The organism is Kitasatospora sp. NPDC054939, from assembly GCF_053610105.1.
Window position 1 is genome coordinate 1 of record NZ_JBSGXP010000177.1, and the last position, 17,488, is coordinate 17,488.

Consider the following 17,488-nt stretch of genomic DNA (forward strand, 5'->3'; position numbering starts at 1 on the left):
GGCCCGCGGGACGCGTCCCGCGGGCCCTTCGCCGTGGCCGTGCTCAGCGCTGCGACGGCACCTCGGCGGCCGGGGCCACCTCGTTGGGGATCGCCCCGCCGAAGCGGCGGTCGCGCATCGCGTACTGCTCGCAGGCCCGCCACAGGTCGCGGCGGTCGAAGTCCGGCCAGAGCACGTCCTGGAACACGAACTCGGCGTACGCGGACTGCCAGAGCAGGAAGTTGGAGGTCCGCTGCTCGCCGCTGGGGCGCAGGAAGAGGTCCACGTCCGGCATGTCCGGGTGGTACATGTACCTGGCGAGGGTCTTCTCGTTGACCTTCCGCGGGTCGAGCCGCCCGGCGGCGACGTCGGCCGCCAGCGCCTGGGCGGCGTCCGCCAGCTCGGCCCGCCCGCCGTAGTTGACGCACATGTAGAGCGTCACGGCGTCGTTGTCCTTGGTCTGCTCCTCGGCGACCTGCAGCTCCTGGACGACGCTCTTCCACAGCTTGGGCATCCGACCGGCCCAGCGGATCCGCACGCCCAGGGCGTCCATCTCGTCGCGGCGGCGGCGGATGACGTCCCGGTTGAAGTTCATCAGGAACTTCACCTCGTCGGGCGAGCGCTTCCAGTTCTCGGTGGAGAACGCGTACAACGAGATGTTCTTCACGCCGAGCTCGATCGCGCCCGCGAGGACGTCCAGCACCACGCTCTCGCCGATCTTGTGGCCCTCGGTGCGCGGCAGCCCGCGCTCCTTCGCCCAGCGGCCGTTGCCGTCCATCACGATCGCGACGTGGCCGGGCACCAGCTCGCCGGGGAGCTTCGGGGGCCGGACGCCACTGGGGTGCGGGGCCGGGGGGGTGTACTCCCTCTTCCTGCCGCCGCCGAAGAGCCGTCGCGCTGCCATGTGCTCACTTCTCCACGTATCTCATCGAGCGGATGCCCCGCTCCAGGTGCCACTGCAGATAGGCCGCGACCAGGCCGCTGCCCTCGCGCCAGTACCGCGGCTCGCAGGTGTCGGCCGTCTGCCAGTCCCCTGACAGCAGCGCGCCGAGCAGTACCAGTGTCTCAGGGGAGGGTACGGCACAACCGGGCACTCGGCAGTCCGCGCAGAGCACTCCGCCCGCCTGGAGCGAGAAGAACCGGTTGGGGCCCTCCAGGCCGCACTTGGCGCAGTCGGTGAAGCTCGCGCCGTACCCGTTGACGGCCAGCGAGCGCAGCAGGAACGCGTCCAGCACCAGGTGCGACTCGTGCAGGCCGGCGGCCAGCGTGCGCAGCCCGCCGACCAGCAGCAGGTACTGCTGCACGGCCGGCTCGCCCTCGTTCTCGGCGAACCGCTCGGCGGTCTCCAGCATGGCGGTGCCGGCGGTGTAGCGGCCGTAGTCGGTGACGATCGGGCCGCCGTACGGGGCGATCGTCTCGACCTGGGTGCAGAGCGGCAACCCGCGGCCGATCAGCTCACTCCCCCGGCTGAAGAACTGCACGTCCACGTGCGAGAACGGCTCCAGCCGGGCGCCGAACTTCGACTTGGTCTTGCGCACCCCGCGCGCCACCGCGCGCACCTTGCCGTGCTGACGGGTGAGCAGGGTGATGATCCGGTCGGCCTCGCCCAGCTTCTGCGCCCGCAGCACGATGCCGTCGTCCCGGTAGAGGCTCATCGGCGGACCCCGGACGGGCCGGCCTCGAACAGTCTGGACATCCCACCATTGTCGCCCATCCCGGGGGCCCGGCGGCCCCGGCAGGATCCGGGCGGCGGAGCCCGGGCGGTCGCGGACGCAGCCATGAGCCCGCACCGCGGCCGTGGGGGGTGGACCGGAGGTGCGGGTCACGGCGGGCCCGGAGGGGGGAGTCGGGCCCGGCTCTGTGGGGGTCTCGGGGCGGCCGCCCGCGGCGTCAGCGCGGGGCGCTGGTGGCCGCCGCCAGCAGGGCCTCGGTACGGTCGCCCGCCAGGCCGAGGCAGCGGCCGACGGCGGCCAGCGCCTCGCGCTCCTGCGGCAGGTAGCGGCCGTCGGCCAGGGCGATCGCGGCGCCCAGCAGCAGCAGCCGCTCGCGGCCGGGCTCGGCGAGGTGCGGGGCCAGCGGTTCGAGGGCGGCGTGCAGTTCGACCGCCATGCCCCCGGCCATGCCGTGGGCGTCGTAGAGTTCGCCGCCGAGCCCGGAGAGCGCGGCGAGGGCGGCCAGCACCTGGGCCTCCCCGCAGTCGTCGAAGCCCGCCTCGCGGACCACCCCGCAGGCGGCCTCGCGGGCCGCCCGGTGGCCGGTGCCGCCGGCGGCGAGCAGGGCGAGGGCGACGGTGTACTGGGCGTCGCGCAGCATCGCGGTGAGCCGGACGCAGGTGGGCTTCTCCAGGCTCTCGACGCCGTACCGGCCGTGGCAGAAGGTGCACTGGACGCAGCCGAGGACGGGGCCGAGCGGCAGCACCGGGGTGCCGAGGACCCGCAGCCACCGCCGGCCGTGCTGCCGGCGGTAGTTGCGGTCTCCGCCGCAGCCTGGACAGAAGAAGTCACCGAGTACGTCGGTCCGCCACCGCGGGCGAACACCCCACAACCCTGTCACGGCGCCACTCCCCAGACATGGCAGGCGGCCTGCACATCCACGGGCAGGTCACGCGACCGGATGCCGGGGTCGTCCCACCGACCCGGTTCTCCGGTGGGTCGATGTTGCCACGGTTACGGGCACGTGTCAGCACCCCCAACGGAGAAAAATGTGGCGCAGGCCACACTCCGTCCGCGCACGGCCGCGGGCCGCCCGGGAAGGACGGCCCGCGGCTCCGCCGGGGGCGGGCACACCCGTGGGGATCAGGCGCGCTGCGAGCGGTTGACGGCGCTGATCATCGCCTTCAGCGAGGCCAGGACGGTGTTGCCGTCGATGCCCACGCCCCACAGCACCTTGCCGTCCACCGCGCACTCCACGTACGCGGCGGCCTGGGCGTCGCCGCCCTCGCTCAGCGCGTGCTCGGCGTAGTCCAGCACCCGGACGTCCACGCCGATCTGCGCCAGCGCGTCGGCGAAGGCGGAGACCGGGCCGTTGCCGGAACCGGTCAGGGTGACCGGGGTGCCGTCGACGACGGCCTCGGCGGTCAGCGCGTCCCGGCCGTCCTCGGTGGTCAGGGTGCGCGAGCCGCTCAGCGAGATCCGGCCCCACGGGTTGTCGGAGGTCGGCAGGTACTCGTCCTGGAAGACGTCCCAGATCGCGGCCGGGGTGACCTCGCCGCCCTCGGCGTCGGTCTTGGCCTGGATGATCCGCGAGAACTCGATCTGCATCCGGCGCGGCAGGTCCAGCTTGTGGTCGTTCTTCAGGACGTAGGCGACCCCGCCCTTGCCGGACTGGCTGTTGACCCGGATGACCGCCTCGTAGCTGCGGCCGACGTCCTTGGGGTCGATCGGCAGGTACGGCACGCCCCAGGTGTGCTCCTCGACCGGCACGCCCGCGGCCTTCGCGTCCGCCTCCAGGGCGTCGAAGCCCTTCTTGATGGCGTCCTGGTGCGAGCCGGAGAAGGAGGTGTACACCAGGTCGCCGGCGTACGGGTGGCGCGGGTGCACCTCCATCTGGTTGCAGTACTCGGCGGTGCGGCGGACCTCGTCGATGTCGGAGAAGTCGATCTGCGGGTCGATGCCCTGCGAGAACAGGTTCATGCCCAGGGTGACCAGGTCGACGTTGCCGGTGCGCTCGCCCTGGCCGAACAGGCAGCCCTCGATGCGGTCGGCGCCGGCCATGTACGCCAGCTCGGCCGAGGCGACGGCGGTGCCCCGGTCGTTGTGCGGGTGCACGGACAGGCAGACGTGCTCGCGGCGCGACAGGTGGCGCGACATCCACTCGAACTGGTCGGCTTGGACGTTCGGGGTGGCCCGCTCGATGGTGGCGGGCAGGTTCAGGATGATCTCGCGGCCCTCGCCCGGCTGCCAGACGTCCATGACCGCCTCGCAGACCTCCAGCGCGAAGTCCAGCTCGGTGTCGACGAAGATCTCCGGCGAGTACTGGTAGCCGAAGACGGTGTCGTCGCCCAGCAGCTTCTCGGCGTACTCCATCACCAGCCGGGTGCCGTCGGTGGCGATCGCCCTGGTGGCGGCCTTGTCGTTGCGGAACACCACCCGGCGGAACAGCGGCGCGGTGGCGTTGTACAGGTGGACGGTCGCCCGGGGCGCCCCGACCAGCGACTCGACCGTCCGCTCGATCAGCTCCTCGCGGGCCTGCACCAGCACCGAGATGGTGACGTCCTCGGGGATCGCCTCCTCCTCGATCAGCGAGCGTACGAAGGCGAAGTCGGTGGCGCCGGAGGACGGGAAGCCGACCTCGATCTCCTTGTAGCCCATGGCGACCAGCAGGTCGAACATCTTGCGCTTGCGGGCCGGCGACATCGGGTCGATCAGCGCCTGGTTGCCGTCCCGCAGGTCGGTGGACAGCCAGCGGGGAGCCTTGGTGATCACCTTGTCCGGCCACGTGCGGTCCGGCAGGTCGACGGTCCCGAACGGCCGGTAGCGGTCGTGGCGCATGCCGCTCGGGACCTGGCGGACGGTGGCGGCGGTGATCGGCGTGGGGCGGTCGACGAAGGCGGGGGCGGCGGGGATGGACACGGCGGAGCTCTGCTCGGTCATGAAGGTGACTCTCGGCTTCCTGTGGTGCGGGGCTCGGTCGGGGCGGTGAACACCCGACGGGCCGGCCTGCTGCCGCTGCGACCCCTCGACGGGTCACCCGATGTCATACGCGCAGCACAGTCCCCGCGGCGAGGGAGCCGGCCCCTGGTGGACTACAGGCCCTCGACGCGGCAGCTAAGAAGAAGCAGCCCGTGACGCATGATGTGTCCCAGCGTAACCCAGGCCGTCGCGACCCCGAAGCGAGTCGGGCCACCATTCCACTCCGTGAGACGGCTGCGAACCGTCCCGGCGCCGCGGGCCCCTCGGGAGGCCGCCGCCCCGCCCCCGGACGCGGCGACGCCGCAGATCAGCCGCCGTTGAGGGCCGCTTAAGGACGAGCTCCGGGAAAACCCCGGCAAATCCCAGCCCTGCGTAGCACCATGGACACCATGCGTATCCAGGTGACCCGGACCGGCGGCCTCGCGGGGGGCGTCCGCCGCGCGGAGCTCGACACCGTCGACCGCGTGGACGCCCCGCACGTCCACGCCCTCGCCCGCGAGGCCGTCGCGGGCGGCCTGCGCGCGCCCTCGTACGGCGTGCCGGACGGCTTCCACTACGAGATCACCGTCGACGGCCGGACGGTCCACTGCGCCGACCCGAAGCTGACCGAGTCGCAGTGGGAGCTGGTCTCCCTGGTGCTGCGCGAGGGCGCCTGAGCCGGGGCCGCCCGCGGTGCGCCGAAGGCCCGCCGGGCGGCGGGCCTTGCGGGCACGGCTGCGGTGGCGGCGGGCTCAGAAGCCGAGCTTGCGCAGCTGCTTCGGGTCGCGCTGCCAGTCCTTGGCGACCTTGACGTGCAGGTCCAGGTAGACCGGCGTGCCGAGCAGCGCCTCGATGTGCTTGCGGGCGGTGGTGCCGACGTGCTTGAGCCGCGCGCCCTTGGCGCCGATCACGATCGCCTTCTGGCTCTGCCGCTCGATGTAGACGTTGGCGTGGATGTCCAGCAGCGGGCGGTCGGCCGGGCGGCCCTCGCGCGGCAGCATCTCCTCGACCACCACGGCCAGCGAGTGCGGCAGTTCGTCCCGCACGCCCTCCAGCGCGGCCTCCCGGATCAGCTCGGCGACCATGATCTGCTCGGGCTCGTCGGTGAGGTCGCCGTCCGGGTAGAGCGGCTGGCCCTCGGGCAGCAGCTTGGTGATCAGCTCGCCGACCAGCTCGACCTGCTTGTCGCCGACCGCCGAGACCGGGATGATCTCGGCCCACTCGATGCCCAGCTCCACGCCCAGCTGCTGGATGGCGATCAGCTGCTCGGCCAGCCGCTTGGAGTCGACCAGGTCGGTCTTGGTGACGATGGCGACCTTCGGGGTCTTCCTGACCTCGCCCAGCTCCTTGGCGATGAACTTGTCGCCGGGGCCGATCTTCTGGTCCGCGGGCAGGCAGAAGCCGATCACGTCGACCTCGGCCCAGGTGCTGCGGACCAGGTCGTTGAGGCGCTCGCCGAGCAGGGTGCGCGGCTTGTGCAGACCGGGCGTGTCGACCAGGACGAGCTGGGCGTCCGGGCGGTGCACGATGCCCCGGACGGTGTGCCGGGTGGTCTGCGGACGGTCGGAGGTGATCGCCACCTTCGTTCCCACCAGGGCGTTGGTCAGCGTCGACTTGCCCGCATTGGGCCGGCCGACGAAGCACGCGAAGCCGGAGCGGTACGGGGAGGAGGAAGGGGCACTCATGCGCCCTATTGTCCCTGATCGACCGGGGCCGTACGGACGCCCCGTGCGGGTCAGTCCTTCCGGCCGCCCGTCACCGCCATCAGGCCCCAGGTCAGCACCGTCAGCAGGAAGGCGACCGAGCCCCAGAGCCAGAACGGCGAGCCGGTCTCCTCCCACTTGCCCATGCCCATGACGCCCAGCAGCAGCCCGGCGAAGAACGCCATCGCCCCCATGAACCGACCCCCCTCACCACCGACTCTCCCGGTGAGATTATCGGCCCGATCTTCGGGGCGGGTCGCCGGGCGCGGCGTGTGCCCGGGTCCGGCCGGCCCCGGGCACACGACCCCTGCGTGCGGTGCGCCTCAGCGCGCCTCGGCCGACAGCCGCAGCACCCCGTCCGGCCCGGCGAGCAGGACCGGGGTCCCGGCGCCGCCCAGGTCCCGGACCGCCGCCAGATCGGCCTCGGCCGGCTCCGCGGCCTCGCTGACCACGGCCGCCGCCTCCAGCGAACGGGCGCCGCTGGCCACCGCCATCGCCACCGCGGTCTGCAGCGCGGTCAGCCGCAGCGACTCCAGCGCCACCGTGCCGGCCACGTAGGTGCGCCCGGTCTCGTCACGCACCGCGGCCCCCTCCGCCACGCCGTTGCGGGCGCGGGCGGAGCGGGCCAGGGTGATGATCTTCTTGTCTTCGGGGTCGAGCTCGACGATGTCACTCATGCCGCTGAGCATAGGCGGCCCGCCCCGGCCGGAGGCTCAGTGCCCGATCGGGTTCGGCGGCCCCGGCTTGAGCACCTTGACGAAGGTCTTCGGACCGGACGGCAGCGGCTCCTCGTCGCCGATCCGCTTGCGCCAGTACGGGTTGTCGTGCGGCAGGTGGCTGCTCACCCGGCCGTACATCCCGAAGGTCAGGACGGCGAAGCCGAAGATGAACGCGAACAGCACGTTGGACATCCGGAAATTCAGGATGTTGGCGTCCGGGCGGCCGAGCACCGTCAGCCCGTAGAAGCCGGACAGGATGAAGAGCACTCCGACCGCCATGTTGAGGTTGGAGGCGAAGTTCCCGCCGATCACCGCTCCGGCGATCAGGACGCCGCCCATGACGACCGACAGGATGCTGAGCGCCCCGTTGGTCGACAGGCCCGCGATCTCGTCACCGCTGGTGGACAGGAAGCCCGGATGGTCCGCCAGCCCGAGGCAGCCGAACACCAGCAGGAACACCCCGCCCAGTCCGGCGCCGATCCGGTAGACCAGGGCGAGCCGGTGGTCGACCGGCAGTTCGTCTTGCAGCTTCATGGTGACCTCCCACTACGGTCCCGAGCACTACGTCCGGTGATGGTCCGCCGGAAGGAAGGGCGCCTCGTGCAGGTAGAGCGAACCGCACTGCTGGCAGCACGGCCGTTCGGTCTTCCCCCACATCTCCTCGCGCTCCGTCTCGGCGTCCTCACCCATGGTCCGCCCGCACATCGCCATCGCGGGGTCGGTGCTCCGCACCACGTGCCAGACCTTGACCCCGCCCGTCCGGCCACTGGGGCCGTACTCCGCGCGCAGTTGATGAGTCATACCCCCATGGTCCGAGCCCCGCACCGCCCCGGCAACCCCAGCCCGGCCCCCGCCGGCGGGGGCGGCGGAAACGCCGCCGGGCCCCCCTGCCGGTGCGGCGGGGAGGCCCGGGGAGCCGAACGGGTCCGGGGGCGGACGCGTGCGGGGGTCAGGCGGGTTCCGGGGCCTCGGCCGGGTCCTCGGCCGGGCGGCGGACCGGCGCGGCCACCATCGACCCGATCCGGTTGCGGCGGCCCGCCGAGGACTCGGCGGTCAGCCGGATCGCCAGCAGGTCGGTGACCGCCTCTTCGGGCAGCGGGATCTCGCAGGACGAACCCGGGATCGGCACCCGGCCCAGGTGCTTGGCCAGCAGGCCGCCGACGGTCTCGACGTCCTCGTCCTCCAGGTCGATGCCCCACAGGTCGCCGAGGTCCTCGACCAGCAGCCGGGCGGTGATCCGGTAGGAGCCGTCCCCGAGGTCCTCGACCGGCGCCATCTCCCGGTCGTACTCGTCGGTGATCTCGCCGACGATCTCCTCCAGGACGTCCTCGATGGTGACCAGCCCGGCGGTGCCGCCGTACTCGTCGATCACGATCGCCACGTGCGAGCGCATCTGCTGCATCTCGCGCAGCAGGTCGCCGGCCGGCTTGGAGTCGGGGACGAAGACCGCCGGACGCATCACGCCGGCGACCTCCTCCGACTCGGCGTCCCGGTTGATGTGGGTGCGGCGGACGAGGTCCTTGAGGTAGACGATGCCGACCACGTCGTCCTCGTTGTCGCCGACCACCGGGATCCGCGAGAAGCCGGAGCGCAGCGCCAGGGTGAGCGCCTGGCGGACGGTCTTGTGCCGCTCGATCATCACCAGGTCGGTGCGCGGCACCATCACCTCGCGGACGATGGTGTCGCCGAGCTCGAAGACCGAGTGCACCATGCGGCGCTCCTCGTCCTCGATCAGGTCGTCCTTCTCGGCGAGGTCGACCAGCGCCCGCAGCTCCGCCTCGGAGGCGAACGGCCCCTCCTTGTACCCCTTGCCCGGGGTGAGCGCGTTGCCCAGCAGGATCAGCAGCCGCGGGATCGGGCCGAGGATCCGGGCCAGCGGCAGCAGCACGAAGGAGGCCGCGGTCGCGGTGGTCAGCGGGTGCTGGCGCCCGATCGTGCGCGGCGAGACGCCGACCGCCACGAACGAGACCAGCACCATCACGCCGAACGCCAGCAGCACGGCCTGCCAGGTGGAGTCCAGGCTGCGCACGCAGACCACGGTGACCAGGACGGCCGCCGCCATCTCGCTGGCCACCCGGATCAGGGTGGCCAGGTTGAGGTAGCGGATCGGGTCGGAGGCCAGCGTCAGCAGCCGGTCGGACCCCCGCCGCCCGGCCCGGACGGCCTCCTCGGCGCGGAACCGCGAGGCCCGGGAGATGCCCGCCTCGGCGCACGCGGCCAGCCAGCCGAGCACGACGAGGAGGACGGCACCCGCGATGAAGCTCGTACTCTCACCACTCACCGACGGCCGGCCTCAGTGGGTGGTGGGCGCCGGGGAGATGCCCCCGAGGCCTTTGCCGGCCCGCCAGCCGTCGAGGATGCGCTTCTGGAGGGCGAACATCTCCTCCTCCTCCTCGGGCTCCTCGTGGTCGTAGCCGAGGACGTGCAGCACGCCGTGGACGGTGAGCAGCTGCAGCTCCTCGTCCATCGAGTGCTTGGAGGGGGCGGCCTTGCCCTGCTGCTCGGCCACCTCGGGGCAGAGCACGATGTCGCCGAGCAGGCCCTGCGGCAGCTCCTCGCCCTCCTTGCCGGGGCGCAGTTCGTCCATCGGGAAGGACATCACGTCGGTGGGGCCCGGGAGGTCCATCCACTGGATGTGCAGCTCCTCCATGGCCGCGCTGTCCACCAGGATCACGGACAGTTCGGACTGCGGGTGGATCCGCATCTTCTCCAGGGCGTAGCGGGCGACGTCGAGGATGGCTTCCTCGTCGGCATCCCACCCGGACTCGTTGGCGATGTCGATCGACATGTCGGGCTGGTTACTCAGCTTTCGGTGCGATGGGACTGGCGGGGTGCGCGCGAGCTGCGCCGCTGGGCGGGCTTGCGGGCCGGGAGGGAGCCCTCCTCGGACTCCTGCTGGGCGTCCCAGCGCTCGTACGCGTCCACGATCCGGCCGACCAGCTTGTGGCGGACCACGTCGGTGCTGGTGAGGACGGAGAAGTGGATGTCGGGCACGTCGGCCAGGATCTCCTGGACGACCTTGAGGCCGCTGCGGGTGCCGCCGGGGAGGTCGATCTGGCTGGTGTCGCCGGTGACGACCACCCGGGAGTTGAACCCGAGGCGGGTGAGGAACATCTTCATCTGCTCGGGCGAGGTGTTCTGGGCCTCGTCGAGGATGATGAAGGCGTCGTTGAGGGTGCGGCCGCGCATGTACGCGAGCGGGGCGACCTCGATGGTGCCGGCGGCCATCAGCCGGGGGATCGAGTCCGGGTCCATCATGTCGTGCAGCGCGTCGTACAGCGGGCGCAGGTACGGGTCGATCTTCTCGTAGAGGGTGCCGGGCAGGAAGCCCAGCCGCTCCCCCGCCTCGACCGCCGGGCGGGTCAGGATGATCCGGTTGACCTCCTTGGCCTGGAGGGCCTGGACGGCCTTGGCCATCGCGAGGTAGGTCTTGCCGGTACCGGCCGGGCCGAGCCCGAAGACGATGGTGTGCTTGTCGATCGCGTCGACGTAGCGCTGCTGGTTGAGGGTCTTGGGTCGGATCGTGCGGCCCCGGTTGGACAGGATGTTCGCGGTGAACACCTGCGACGGCGCCGGGCTGTCCGGGTCGTCCACGGCGCTGCGGAGCATGGCGATGGAGCGCTCCACGGAGTCCTCCGTCAGGGATTGGCCGGTGCGCAGCACCAGCATCATCTCGTTGAAGAGCTGCTGGACGAGGGCGACCTCGGCGCGTTCCCCGGTGGCGGTGACCTCGTTGCCGCGCACGTGGATGTCGGCGGCGGGGAAGCCCCGCTCGATCACGCGCAGCAGTGAGTCCGCGGTGCCGAGCAGGGTGACCATCGGGTGCTTCTCGGGGATGACGATCCTGGCGCTGGTGCGGCCGTCGTCGGCCGGCTCGGGGCGCGACTGTCCGTTCGTACGGGTCTGCGATGTGTCACTCATAGGTCGGCGCTGGGGCCTGCCTCATCCCAATCCGTGTCTCGTGGTGCCGCTCGGTCGGTCCGGGGTCACCAGGGTACGCCGCACGCGTGATCGCTGCGGCGGGCGGCGGCGCCGCACCCGTCGATGCTGGGGCAGACCGGTGGGCCGGCGCGAGCGGTTTTCCCGCGCCCCGGCCGGAGCCGGCCCGCCCGGCGGACCGGGTGGGTACCCCGGCCGGGGTCAGCGCCGCGGGGGTACGGGTACCCGGGCGAGGTCCTCGGCCACCACGATCTCGCCGTCGAAGTGCTTGCGGGCCTCGGCGAGGTGCTGGCCGAGGTCGGGGTAGCGCTGGGAGAAGTGGGTGAGGACGAGGGTGCGGGCGCCGGCCCCGGCGGCGACCCGGGCGGCCTGTCCGGCGGTGAGGTGGCCGTGGTCCTCGGCGAGCCGGGCGTCGGCGTCGACGAAGGTCGACTCGATGACCAGCAGGTCGGCGCCCTCGGCGAGTTCGTGCACGCCGTCGCAGAGCCTGGTGTCCATGACGAAGGCGAAGCGCTGGCCGGGCCGGGGCTCGCTGACCTCGTCCAGCGTGACGGTGCGGCCGGCGCGCTCCAGGAAGCCCTGGTGCTGGAGCCGGCCGATGTCGGGGCCGGCCAGGCCGAGGGCGGCGAGCCGTTCGGGGACGAGCCGGCGGCCGTCCGGCTCGGTGAGGCGGTAGCCGAAGGACTCGACGGGGTGCGACAGCCGGACGGCGTCCAGCGCGAAGCGGGCGCCGGGGGCGGGCAGCGGGCCCGGGTCCTCGATCGGGCGGGGGCGCAGCACGGCGGTCTCGTGGAAGGCCGTGGCGTGCCGCAGCCGCTCGAAGTACACCTCGCCGGAGGCCGGGAAGTAGACGTCGACCGGGTGCGGGACACGGTCCAGGTTGATCCGCTGGATGACCCCGGCGAGGCCCAAACAGTGGTCGCCGTGGAAGTGCGTGACGGCGATCCGGGTGATCTGGGTGGCGGAGACCCCGGCGTGCAGCATCTGCCGCTGGGTGCCCTCGCCGGGGTCGAGGAGCAGGCCCTCGCCGTCCCAGCGGAGCAGGTAGCCGTTGTGGTTGCGGTGCCGGGTGGGCACCTGGCTGGCGGTGCCGAGGACGACGAGTTCGCGCTGCGACAAGGTCAGACCATGTCCTCGTTCAGCGGCCGGCCGCCGAGCACGTGGACGTGGGCGTGGAAGACCGTCTGCCCGGCGCCGGCCCCGGTGTTGAAGATCAGCCGGTAGTCGGCGACGCCCTCGCCCGCGGCGACCTCGCCGGCCTCGGCGAGCAGCTCGCCGGCGATCTTCGGCTCGGCGGCGGCCAGCTCGGCGGCGTTCGGGTAGTGCACCTTCGGCACCACGAGGACGTGGGTCGGGGCCTTGGGCGCGATGTCGCGGAAGGCGAGGGTGCCCTCGCTCTCCCGGACGACCGTCGCCGGGATCTCCCCCGCCACGATCTTGCAGAACAGGCAGTCGGACTGCGGCTCGCCGGACATCGGCTACTCCTCGCGCACGGGTGCGGTGATCGTGGTCGTCGGCGGCAGCCTAGCCCAGCCGGGCGGCGCGCAGGGCGGAGCGGCGGACGATCCGCACCCCGCACGCCTCCTCGGCGTCGGGCATGTCGTCGATCACCAGGCTGAGGATGATCACGTAGCCGAGCAGCCAGCGCTTGAACAGGTGGCGCACCAACGGCGTGCGGCCGGTCTTGGGGCGCACCACCCGGGTGCCGAGCAGCAGCTTGCCGACGCTGAAGGCGGTGAGGCGGGTGAGCAGCACGTGGTTGACGAAGGAGACGGCGAGCGCCACCCCGATCAGCGTGCCGACGAACGCCCCGAGCGAGCTGTGGTCGCCGGAGGTGGCGGCGGCGGTGCGCAGGCCGGCGTAGATCGCGAGTCCGCCGTCGACGAAGGCGCCGAGGAAGCACCAGAACTCGTGGGCCTGCGCGGGCAGCGGGGGCCCGGCCTGCTGCTGCGGGTCCTGGGCGTGGGCCGGGTACCCCTGCGGGGGGTGCGCCTGGTGCCCGTACGGCTGCGGCTGGGCGTACTGCGGCGGCTGCGACTGGGCGTACGGCTGCGGCTGCCCGTAGCCCGGCTGCTGTCCGTAGCCCTGCTGTCCGTGGCCGGGCGGCGGGTAGCCCTGCGGCTGCCCGTACGCGGGCTGCTGCGGGTACGGCTGCTGCTGCGGATGGCCCTGCCCCGGGTAGGGCTGCTGCTGCGGGTACCCCTGGTGCGGGTACGGCGCCGGTCCGGCGGGCGGGTGGCCCTGTGCCATCTGGATTCCCCCGTGATGCGTCTTGATCAAGAACAGCCCCGCATCCTACCCAGGCCCGCGCCGGCGGGGACCGCGCGTGCGGTCCCCGCCGTGCCGGTCACAGCTCGGGCAGCGCCGGGGGCGTGCGGGCGGGCTGCTCGGCGAGCGCGGCGAGGGCGATCCGGACGCCCTCGGCGAGCTGCGGGTCCTCGCCGGCCGCCCACTGGTGCGGGGCGATCGGCACCTCGACGTCCGGTTCGACGCCGCGGTTCTCCACGCCCCAGCCGTACCGCTCCAGCCAGAACGAGTACTTGGGCTGGGTCACCAGGGTGCCGTCGACCAGCCGGTAGTTGCTGTCGATGCCGATGACGCCGCCCCAGGTACGGGTGCCGACCACCGGGCCGATCCCGAGGGCCTGGATGGCGGCGTTGACGATGTCGCCGTCGGAGCCGGAGAACTCGTTGGCCAGCGCCACCACCGGTCCCCGCGGGGCGTCGGCCGGGTAGGGCACCGCGCTGGCGATGTCGCGGGCGAGGTCCCAGCCGATGATCTTGCGGGCGAGCTTCTCGATGACCAGCTGGGAGGTGTGGCCGCCGCGGTTCTCCCGGATGTCGACGATCACGCCCTCCTTGGCCATCTCCACCCGCAGGTCGCGGTGGATCTGCGCCCAGCCGGACACCTGCATGTCCGGGACGTGCAGGTAGCCGAGCCGGCCGCCGGAGAGCTCCCGGACGGCGGCGCGGCGGCCGGCCACCCAGTCGTGGTAGCGCAGCGGCTCCTCGTCGGCGAGCGGGACGACCACCGGGTGCCGGCGGTCGGTGCCGTCCTTGCCGGCGACGGTCAGCTCGACCGGCTGGCCCGCGGTGCCGGCCAGCAGCGGGGCCGGTCCGGTCACCGGGTCGACCGGGCGGCCGTTGACCGCCAGCACGGCGTCCCCGGGGCGGACGGCGGCTCCGGGCGCGGCCAGTGGCGAGCGGGCCCGCGGGTCGGAGGACTCGCCGGGCAGGATCCGCTCGATCACCCAGCGGTCGCCGTCCTTGACCAGGTCGGCGCCGAGCAGGCCCTGGCGGCGGGCGGGTTCGGCGCTGTGCCCGTACCCGATGACGTAGGCGTGCGAGGTGCCCAGCTCGCCCTGGACCTCCCAGAGCAGGTCCACCAGGTCGTCGTACGAGCCGAGCCGCTCGACCAGCGGGCGGTAGCGGGCGAGGGCTCCGGCCCAGTCGAAGCCGCCGAGGTCGGCGCGCCAGAAGTTGTCCCGCATCAGCCGGCCGGCCTCGTCGAACATCTGCCGCCACTCGGCCTCCGGGTCGACGGTGACCCGCAGCCGGCTGAGGTCGACGTCGATCTCGTCGTCCTCGCCGACGGCCTTGTGGTCGGCGGGGACGATCCGCAGCGAGCCCTCGTCCAGGACGGCGAGCCGGCTGCCGTCGCCGCTGACGGCGAAGGCGTCCAGTCCGTCGACCAGCTCCTCGGCGCGGCGCTTGCGGAAGTCGAAGCGCTCCAGGGTCGGGCGGGGGCGCTCGTCCTCCAGCGAGGCGGCCTCGTCGCCCAGTTCGCCGAGCAGCGGCAGCCTGGTCCAGAGCACGCCGTCCTTGGCCGCCTTCAGGGTGCCGAACCGGCCGCCCTCGACCGGGAACGGCACGATCCGGTCGGCGATGCCGTCCAGGTCGACCCGGGTGGTCGGCGGGGAGTCGGTGGCGGCCTCCTCGCCGTCCGCCTTCTTGCCCTTGGGCTCGTCGTCCTCGCCGCCGACCGGGCGGCCGGCCCGCAGCGGGCCGAACGGGGACGGGGTGTCGGCGGCCAGCGTGATCAGGTACGGGCGGCAGCCGTTCGGGAAGGACAGGTCGAAGACGTGCGAGTCGTAGACCGGGTCGAAGTTGCGCAGCGAGAGGAACGCCAGGTGCCGGCCGTCCGCGGTGAAGGCCGGGGAGGTGTCGACGAAGCGCTGCGGGGTGGCCTCGCCGACCGTCCGGGTGGCCAGGTTGGCCAGCACGATCTGGCGCAGCGACCATGGGCCGAGGGCCGGCTGCGACCAGGCCAGCCAGGCCGAGTCGGGGCTGAACACCAGGCCGCTGACCTCGCCGTCGGTGCTGTGCGCCAGCTCGTGCACGGCACCGTCGGCGAGCGTGACCTGCAGCACCCGGCCGTCGTGCGAGCCGACCGCGGCCTGCTTGCCGTCCGGGGAGACCACCAGGCTGCGGACCCGGCCGAGCCGGCCGGCGGCCAGCCGGCGGCGCTCGGCGCCGAGCGCCTCGGGGGCGTACTCCAGGGCGTCGTCGCCCTCGGCGTCGGTCACCCAGAGCACGCCCTGGGCGCCGTCCTCGCCGGGCACCACGCGGGGCAGCCGGGCCCGGACGCCCGGGGTCTCGTCGAGCACCCGGGCGGGGCCCTCGCGGTGGGTGAGCCAGTGCACGCTGCCGCGGACCACGACGGCACCGGCCCGGCCGGTGCGGTCGGGGGCGGCGCCGTCCAGCCAGTGCGCGGCGGCCACCGGGCGGGGGCGGCGGCCGGCCCGCGGCCCGGCGAGCCGGATGTCGAGGCGGCGCGGTTCGGCGCCGTCGAGGTCGTCGAGCAGCCAGAGGTCGCCGGCGCTGTGCCAGACCACCCGGGTGCCGTCGGTGGCGGCGCCGCGGGCGTAGAAGCCGTCCGGGGCGGTGGAGTGGCGGCGCAGGTCGGTGCCGTCCGGGAGGCTGGAGTACAGCTGTCCGGTGCCCTCGTGGTCGGAGAGGAAGGCGATCCGCCCGCCGGCCCAGAGCGGGGAGTCGAGGTGGCCGTCGAGGTCGGCGTGGACCCGGGCGAACTCGTCGGCGCCGAGCCAGAGCTTGCCGGTCTGGCCGCCGCGGTAGCGCTTCCACTGGGCGGGTTCGCGGCCGATCGCGGACAGCAGCAGCACCCGCGCGCCGCCCGGCTCCTGGGCCAGCCCGCCGACCGGCCCGTACGGCAGCCGCTCGGGCTCCCCGCCGTCCAGCGGCACGGCGAACGCCCAGGTGCGGCGGAGCGTGGCCTGGCCTGCGGTGGTGGCGGCGACCGGGCGGCCGTCCGCGGTCCAGCCGAGCAGCTGGGTCTGGGCGCTGCCCCAGTACGTCAGCCGGCGGGCCGGGCCGCCGTCGACCGGGGCGACGTGCACCTCGGGGGCGCCGTCCCGGGTGGAGGTGAAGGCGATGTGCTGCCCGTCCGGGGAGAACCTCGGGCGGCGGACCGGCACCTGGTCGGCGGTCAGCCGCCAGGCCCGGCCGCCGTCCAACGGGGCGAGCCAGATGTCGTTCTCGGCGACGAAGGCGACCAGGTCGCCGTGCAGGTGCGGATGGCGCAGGTAGGCGCCGGCTGGGGTGCTCCGGGGTTCGCTCACGGCGCCAGCCTAGGCACGTACGCGTACGGTGCACCCGGATTTCCGGCACACCGGCCCCGCACGGGTGGCCGCGGCGGGCCGCCGGACGGGCTCAGCCCCAGCGGCCGGTGCGGCCGAGCAGCAGGGCTCCAGCCGCGACGCCCGCGGTGGAGGTCCGCAGCACGGACGGGCCGAGCCGGTACGGCGCCGCGCCGACCTCGGCGAAGGCGGCCAGCTCCTCGGGCGAGACGCCGCCCTCGGGCCCGACCACCAGCACGAGGTCCCCGGCGGTCGGCAGCTCGGCGGAGGCCAGCGGCCGCGCGCCGTCCTCGTGCAGGACGGCGGCGAAGGCGGCCCCGGCCAGCACGGGGGCCAGCTGCCGGGTGGTGGCGGGCTCGCGCACCTCGGGGAAGCGCAGCCGGCGGGACTGCTTGCCGGCCTCGCGGGCGGTGGCGCGCCACTTGGCGAGCGCCTTGGCGCCGCGCTCGCCCTTCCACTGGGTGATGCAGCGGGAGGCCGACCAGGGGATCACCACGTCCACCCCGACCTCGGTCATGGTCTCGACGGCGAGTTCGCCGCGGTCGCCCTTGGGCAGCGCCTGGACGACCACGATCCGCGGGCCGGGCTCCGGCTCGCGGCGCACCGCGGTGACGGCCACCTCGATCGCGTCCTTGCCGTGCACGGCGGCGACGGTGCCGTCGACGCCGAGCCCGAGGCCGTCCGCGAGGGTGACCGCCTCGCCCGGCTCCAGCCGCTTCACGGCGGCGGCGTGCCGCCCCTCGGGGCCGTCCAGGCGGACCACCGCGCCGGGGGCGGCGGCCTCGATCTGCGCGGTCTCGACGACGAACACGGGCGCGGTCATGGGGGTTCCCTGGGGTCGGTGCGGTGGTACGGCGGCGCCCCGCCGGGCCGGCGGGCCGCCCGGGGCGCGGGCGGGGGCCGCGCCCCGCGGGGGCCGCCCGCGGAGCGGCGGCGCCCGCC

General features: G+C 73.6%; 18 protein-coding genes. 1 reads left to right on the plus strand and 17 read right to left on the minus strand.

The window, feature by feature from the left end:
* Nucleotides 1–43 precede the first annotated feature (43 nt).
* From ACWGB8_RS33725 to leuA, 4 genes are all read right to left on the minus strand, one after another.
* Entirely contained in the window at nt 44–883 is an 840-nt protein-coding gene (locus ACWGB8_RS33725) for an isoprenyl transferase (RefSeq protein ID WP_452217459.1), read from the minus strand.
* Nucleotides 884–887: 4 nt separating this feature from the next.
* The gene (recO, locus tag ACWGB8_RS33730; protein WP_452217460.1) at nt 888–1,634 is read right to left on the minus strand and encodes a DNA repair protein RecO; all 747 of its coding nucleotides are present in this window, start codon (nt 1,632–1,634) and stop codon (nt 888–890) included.
* Between the two features lie 235 nt (nt 1,635–1,869).
* The gene (locus ACWGB8_RS33735; RefSeq protein WP_452217461.1) at nt 1,870–2,532 is read right to left on the minus strand and encodes a TerB family tellurite resistance protein; all 663 of its coding nucleotides are present in this window, start codon (nt 2,530–2,532) and stop codon (nt 1,870–1,872) included.
* A 242-nt stretch (nt 2,533–2,774) separates the two neighbouring features.
* Entirely contained in the window at nt 2,775–4,571 is a 1,797-nt protein-coding gene (gene leuA, locus ACWGB8_RS33740; protein WP_452217462.1) for a 2-isopropylmalate synthase, read from the minus strand.
* 428 nt (nt 4,572–4,999) lie between these two features.
* Between leuA and ACWGB8_RS33745 the strand changes: the two genes are divergently transcribed.
* Nucleotides 5,000–5,266 (plus strand): protealysin inhibitor emfourin, encoded by a 267-nt coding sequence (locus ACWGB8_RS33745; protein WP_452217463.1) that lies wholly within the window; start codon nt 5,000–5,002, stop codon nt 5,264–5,266.
* A 75-nt stretch (nt 5,267–5,341) separates the two neighbouring features.
* Here the strand turns inward: ACWGB8_RS33745 and era are convergent, their stop codons facing one another.
* The 13 genes from era to ACWGB8_RS33810 all read right to left on the minus strand — a co-directional run bounded on the left by era (nt 5,342) and on the right by ACWGB8_RS33810 (nt 17,369).
* Nucleotides 5,342–6,274, minus strand: a complete 933-nt coding sequence (gene era / locus ACWGB8_RS33750) for a GTPase Era (RefSeq protein ID WP_452217464.1) — start codon at nt 6,272–6,274, stop codon at nt 5,342–5,344.
* 50 nt (nt 6,275–6,324) lie between these two features.
* The gene (locus tag ACWGB8_RS33755) at nt 6,325–6,477 is read right to left on the minus strand and encodes a hypothetical protein (protein ID WP_452217465.1); all 153 of its coding nucleotides are present in this window, start codon (nt 6,475–6,477) and stop codon (nt 6,325–6,327) included.
* Nucleotides 6,478–6,615: 138 nt separating this feature from the next.
* A complete protein-coding gene (locus tag ACWGB8_RS33760; RefSeq protein WP_452217466.1) occupies nt 6,616–6,981 on the minus strand; it encodes a cytidine deaminase in 366 nt (121 codons plus the stop codon).
* A gap of 24 nt (nt 6,982–7,005) precedes the next feature.
* A complete protein-coding gene (locus tag ACWGB8_RS33765) occupies nt 7,006–7,545 on the minus strand; it encodes a DUF4383 domain-containing protein (protein WP_452217467.1) in 540 nt (179 codons plus the stop codon).
* 27 nt (nt 7,546–7,572) lie between these two features.
* Nucleotides 7,573–7,812, minus strand: a complete 240-nt coding sequence (locus ACWGB8_RS33770) for a hypothetical protein (protein WP_452217468.1) — start codon at nt 7,810–7,812, stop codon at nt 7,573–7,575.
* Between the two features lie 148 nt (nt 7,813–7,960).
* Nucleotides 7,961–9,292, minus strand: coding sequence for a hemolysin family protein (locus ACWGB8_RS33775; protein ID WP_452217469.1), 1,332 nt, complete (start codon nt 9,290–9,292; stop codon nt 7,961–7,963).
* A gap of 12 nt (nt 9,293–9,304) precedes the next feature.
* The gene (gene ybeY, locus ACWGB8_RS33780; RefSeq protein WP_452217470.1) at nt 9,305–9,799 is read right to left on the minus strand and encodes an rRNA maturation RNase YbeY; all 495 of its coding nucleotides are present in this window, start codon (nt 9,797–9,799) and stop codon (nt 9,305–9,307) included.
* A 14-nt stretch (nt 9,800–9,813) separates the two neighbouring features.
* Complete coding sequence (locus tag ACWGB8_RS33785) at nt 9,814–10,932, minus strand: PhoH family protein (protein ID WP_452217471.1); 1,119 nt, start codon at nt 10,930–10,932, stop codon at nt 9,814–9,816.
* Between the two features lie 219 nt (nt 10,933–11,151).
* Nucleotides 11,152–12,069: a ribonuclease Z gene (locus tag ACWGB8_RS33790; RefSeq protein WP_452217472.1), complete on the minus strand. Its 918-nt coding sequence runs from the start codon at nt 12,067–12,069 to the stop codon at nt 11,152–11,154.
* Between the two features lie 2 nt (nt 12,070–12,071).
* Nucleotides 12,072–12,425, minus strand: a complete 354-nt coding sequence (locus tag ACWGB8_RS33795; RefSeq protein ID WP_452217473.1) for a histidine triad nucleotide-binding protein — start codon at nt 12,423–12,425, stop codon at nt 12,072–12,074.
* Between the two features lie 49 nt (nt 12,426–12,474).
* Nucleotides 12,475–13,200, minus strand: a complete 726-nt coding sequence (locus ACWGB8_RS33800) for an RDD family protein (RefSeq protein ID WP_452217474.1) — start codon at nt 13,198–13,200, stop codon at nt 12,475–12,477.
* 97 nt (nt 13,201–13,297) lie between these two features.
* The gene (locus tag ACWGB8_RS33805) at nt 13,298–16,528 is read right to left on the minus strand and encodes a S41 family peptidase (protein ID WP_452217475.1); all 3,231 of its coding nucleotides are present in this window, start codon (nt 16,526–16,528) and stop codon (nt 13,298–13,300) included.
* A 91-nt stretch (nt 16,529–16,619) separates the two neighbouring features.
* Entirely contained in the window at nt 16,620–17,369 is a 750-nt protein-coding gene (locus ACWGB8_RS33810) for a 16S rRNA (uracil(1498)-N(3))-methyltransferase (RefSeq protein WP_452217476.1), read from the minus strand.
* Nucleotides 17,370–17,488 lie beyond the last annotated feature (119 nt).

What these genes read in the sequence shown, in the direction of transcription:
- ACWGB8_RS33725 (WP_452217459.1), bottom strand. Translation starts at nt 883, where the DNA reads ATGGCAGCGCGACGGCTCTTCGGCGGCGGCAGGAAGAGGGAGTACACC.
- recO (WP_452217460.1), bottom strand. Translation starts at nt 1,634, where the DNA reads ATGAGCCTCTACCGGGACGACGGCATCGTGCTGCGGGCGCAGAAGCTG.
- leuA (WP_452217462.1), bottom strand. Translation starts at nt 4,571, where the DNA reads ATGACCGAGCAGAGCTCCGCCGTGTCCATCCCCGCCGCCCCCGCCTTC.
- ACWGB8_RS33745 (WP_452217463.1), top strand. Translation starts at nt 5,000, where the DNA reads ATGCGTATCCAGGTGACCCGGACCGGCGGCCTCGCGGGGGGCGTCCGC.
- era (WP_452217464.1), bottom strand. Translation starts at nt 6,274, where the DNA reads ATGAGTGCCCCTTCCTCCTCCCCGTACCGCTCCGGCTTCGCGTGCTTC.
- ACWGB8_RS33755 (WP_452217465.1), bottom strand. Translation starts at nt 6,477, where the DNA reads ATGGCGTTCTTCGCCGGGCTGCTGCTGGGCGTCATGGGCATGGGCAAG.
- ACWGB8_RS33760 (WP_452217466.1), bottom strand. Translation starts at nt 6,981, where the DNA reads ATGCTCAGCGGCATGAGTGACATCGTCGAGCTCGACCCCGAAGACAAG.
- ACWGB8_RS33765 (WP_452217467.1), bottom strand. Translation starts at nt 7,545, where the DNA reads ATGAAGCTGCAAGACGAACTGCCGGTCGACCACCGGCTCGCCCTGGTC.
- ACWGB8_RS33770 (WP_452217468.1), bottom strand. Translation starts at nt 7,812, where the DNA reads ATGACTCATCAACTGCGCGCGGAGTACGGCCCCAGTGGCCGGACGGGC.
- ybeY (WP_452217470.1), bottom strand. Translation starts at nt 9,799, where the DNA reads ATGTCGATCGACATCGCCAACGAGTCCGGGTGGGATGCCGACGAGGAA.
- ACWGB8_RS33785 (WP_452217471.1), bottom strand. Translation starts at nt 10,932, where the DNA reads ATGAGTGACACATCGCAGACCCGTACGAACGGACAGTCGCGCCCCGAG.
- ACWGB8_RS33795 (WP_452217473.1), bottom strand. Translation starts at nt 12,425, where the DNA reads ATGTCCGGCGAGCCGCAGTCCGACTGCCTGTTCTGCAAGATCGTGGCG.
- ACWGB8_RS33800 (WP_452217474.1), bottom strand. Translation starts at nt 13,200, where the DNA reads ATGGCACAGGGCCACCCGCCCGCCGGACCGGCGCCGTACCCGCACCAG.
- ACWGB8_RS33810 (WP_452217476.1), bottom strand. Translation starts at nt 17,369, where the DNA reads ATGACCGCGCCCGTGTTCGTCGTCGAGACCGCGCAGATCGAGGCCGCC.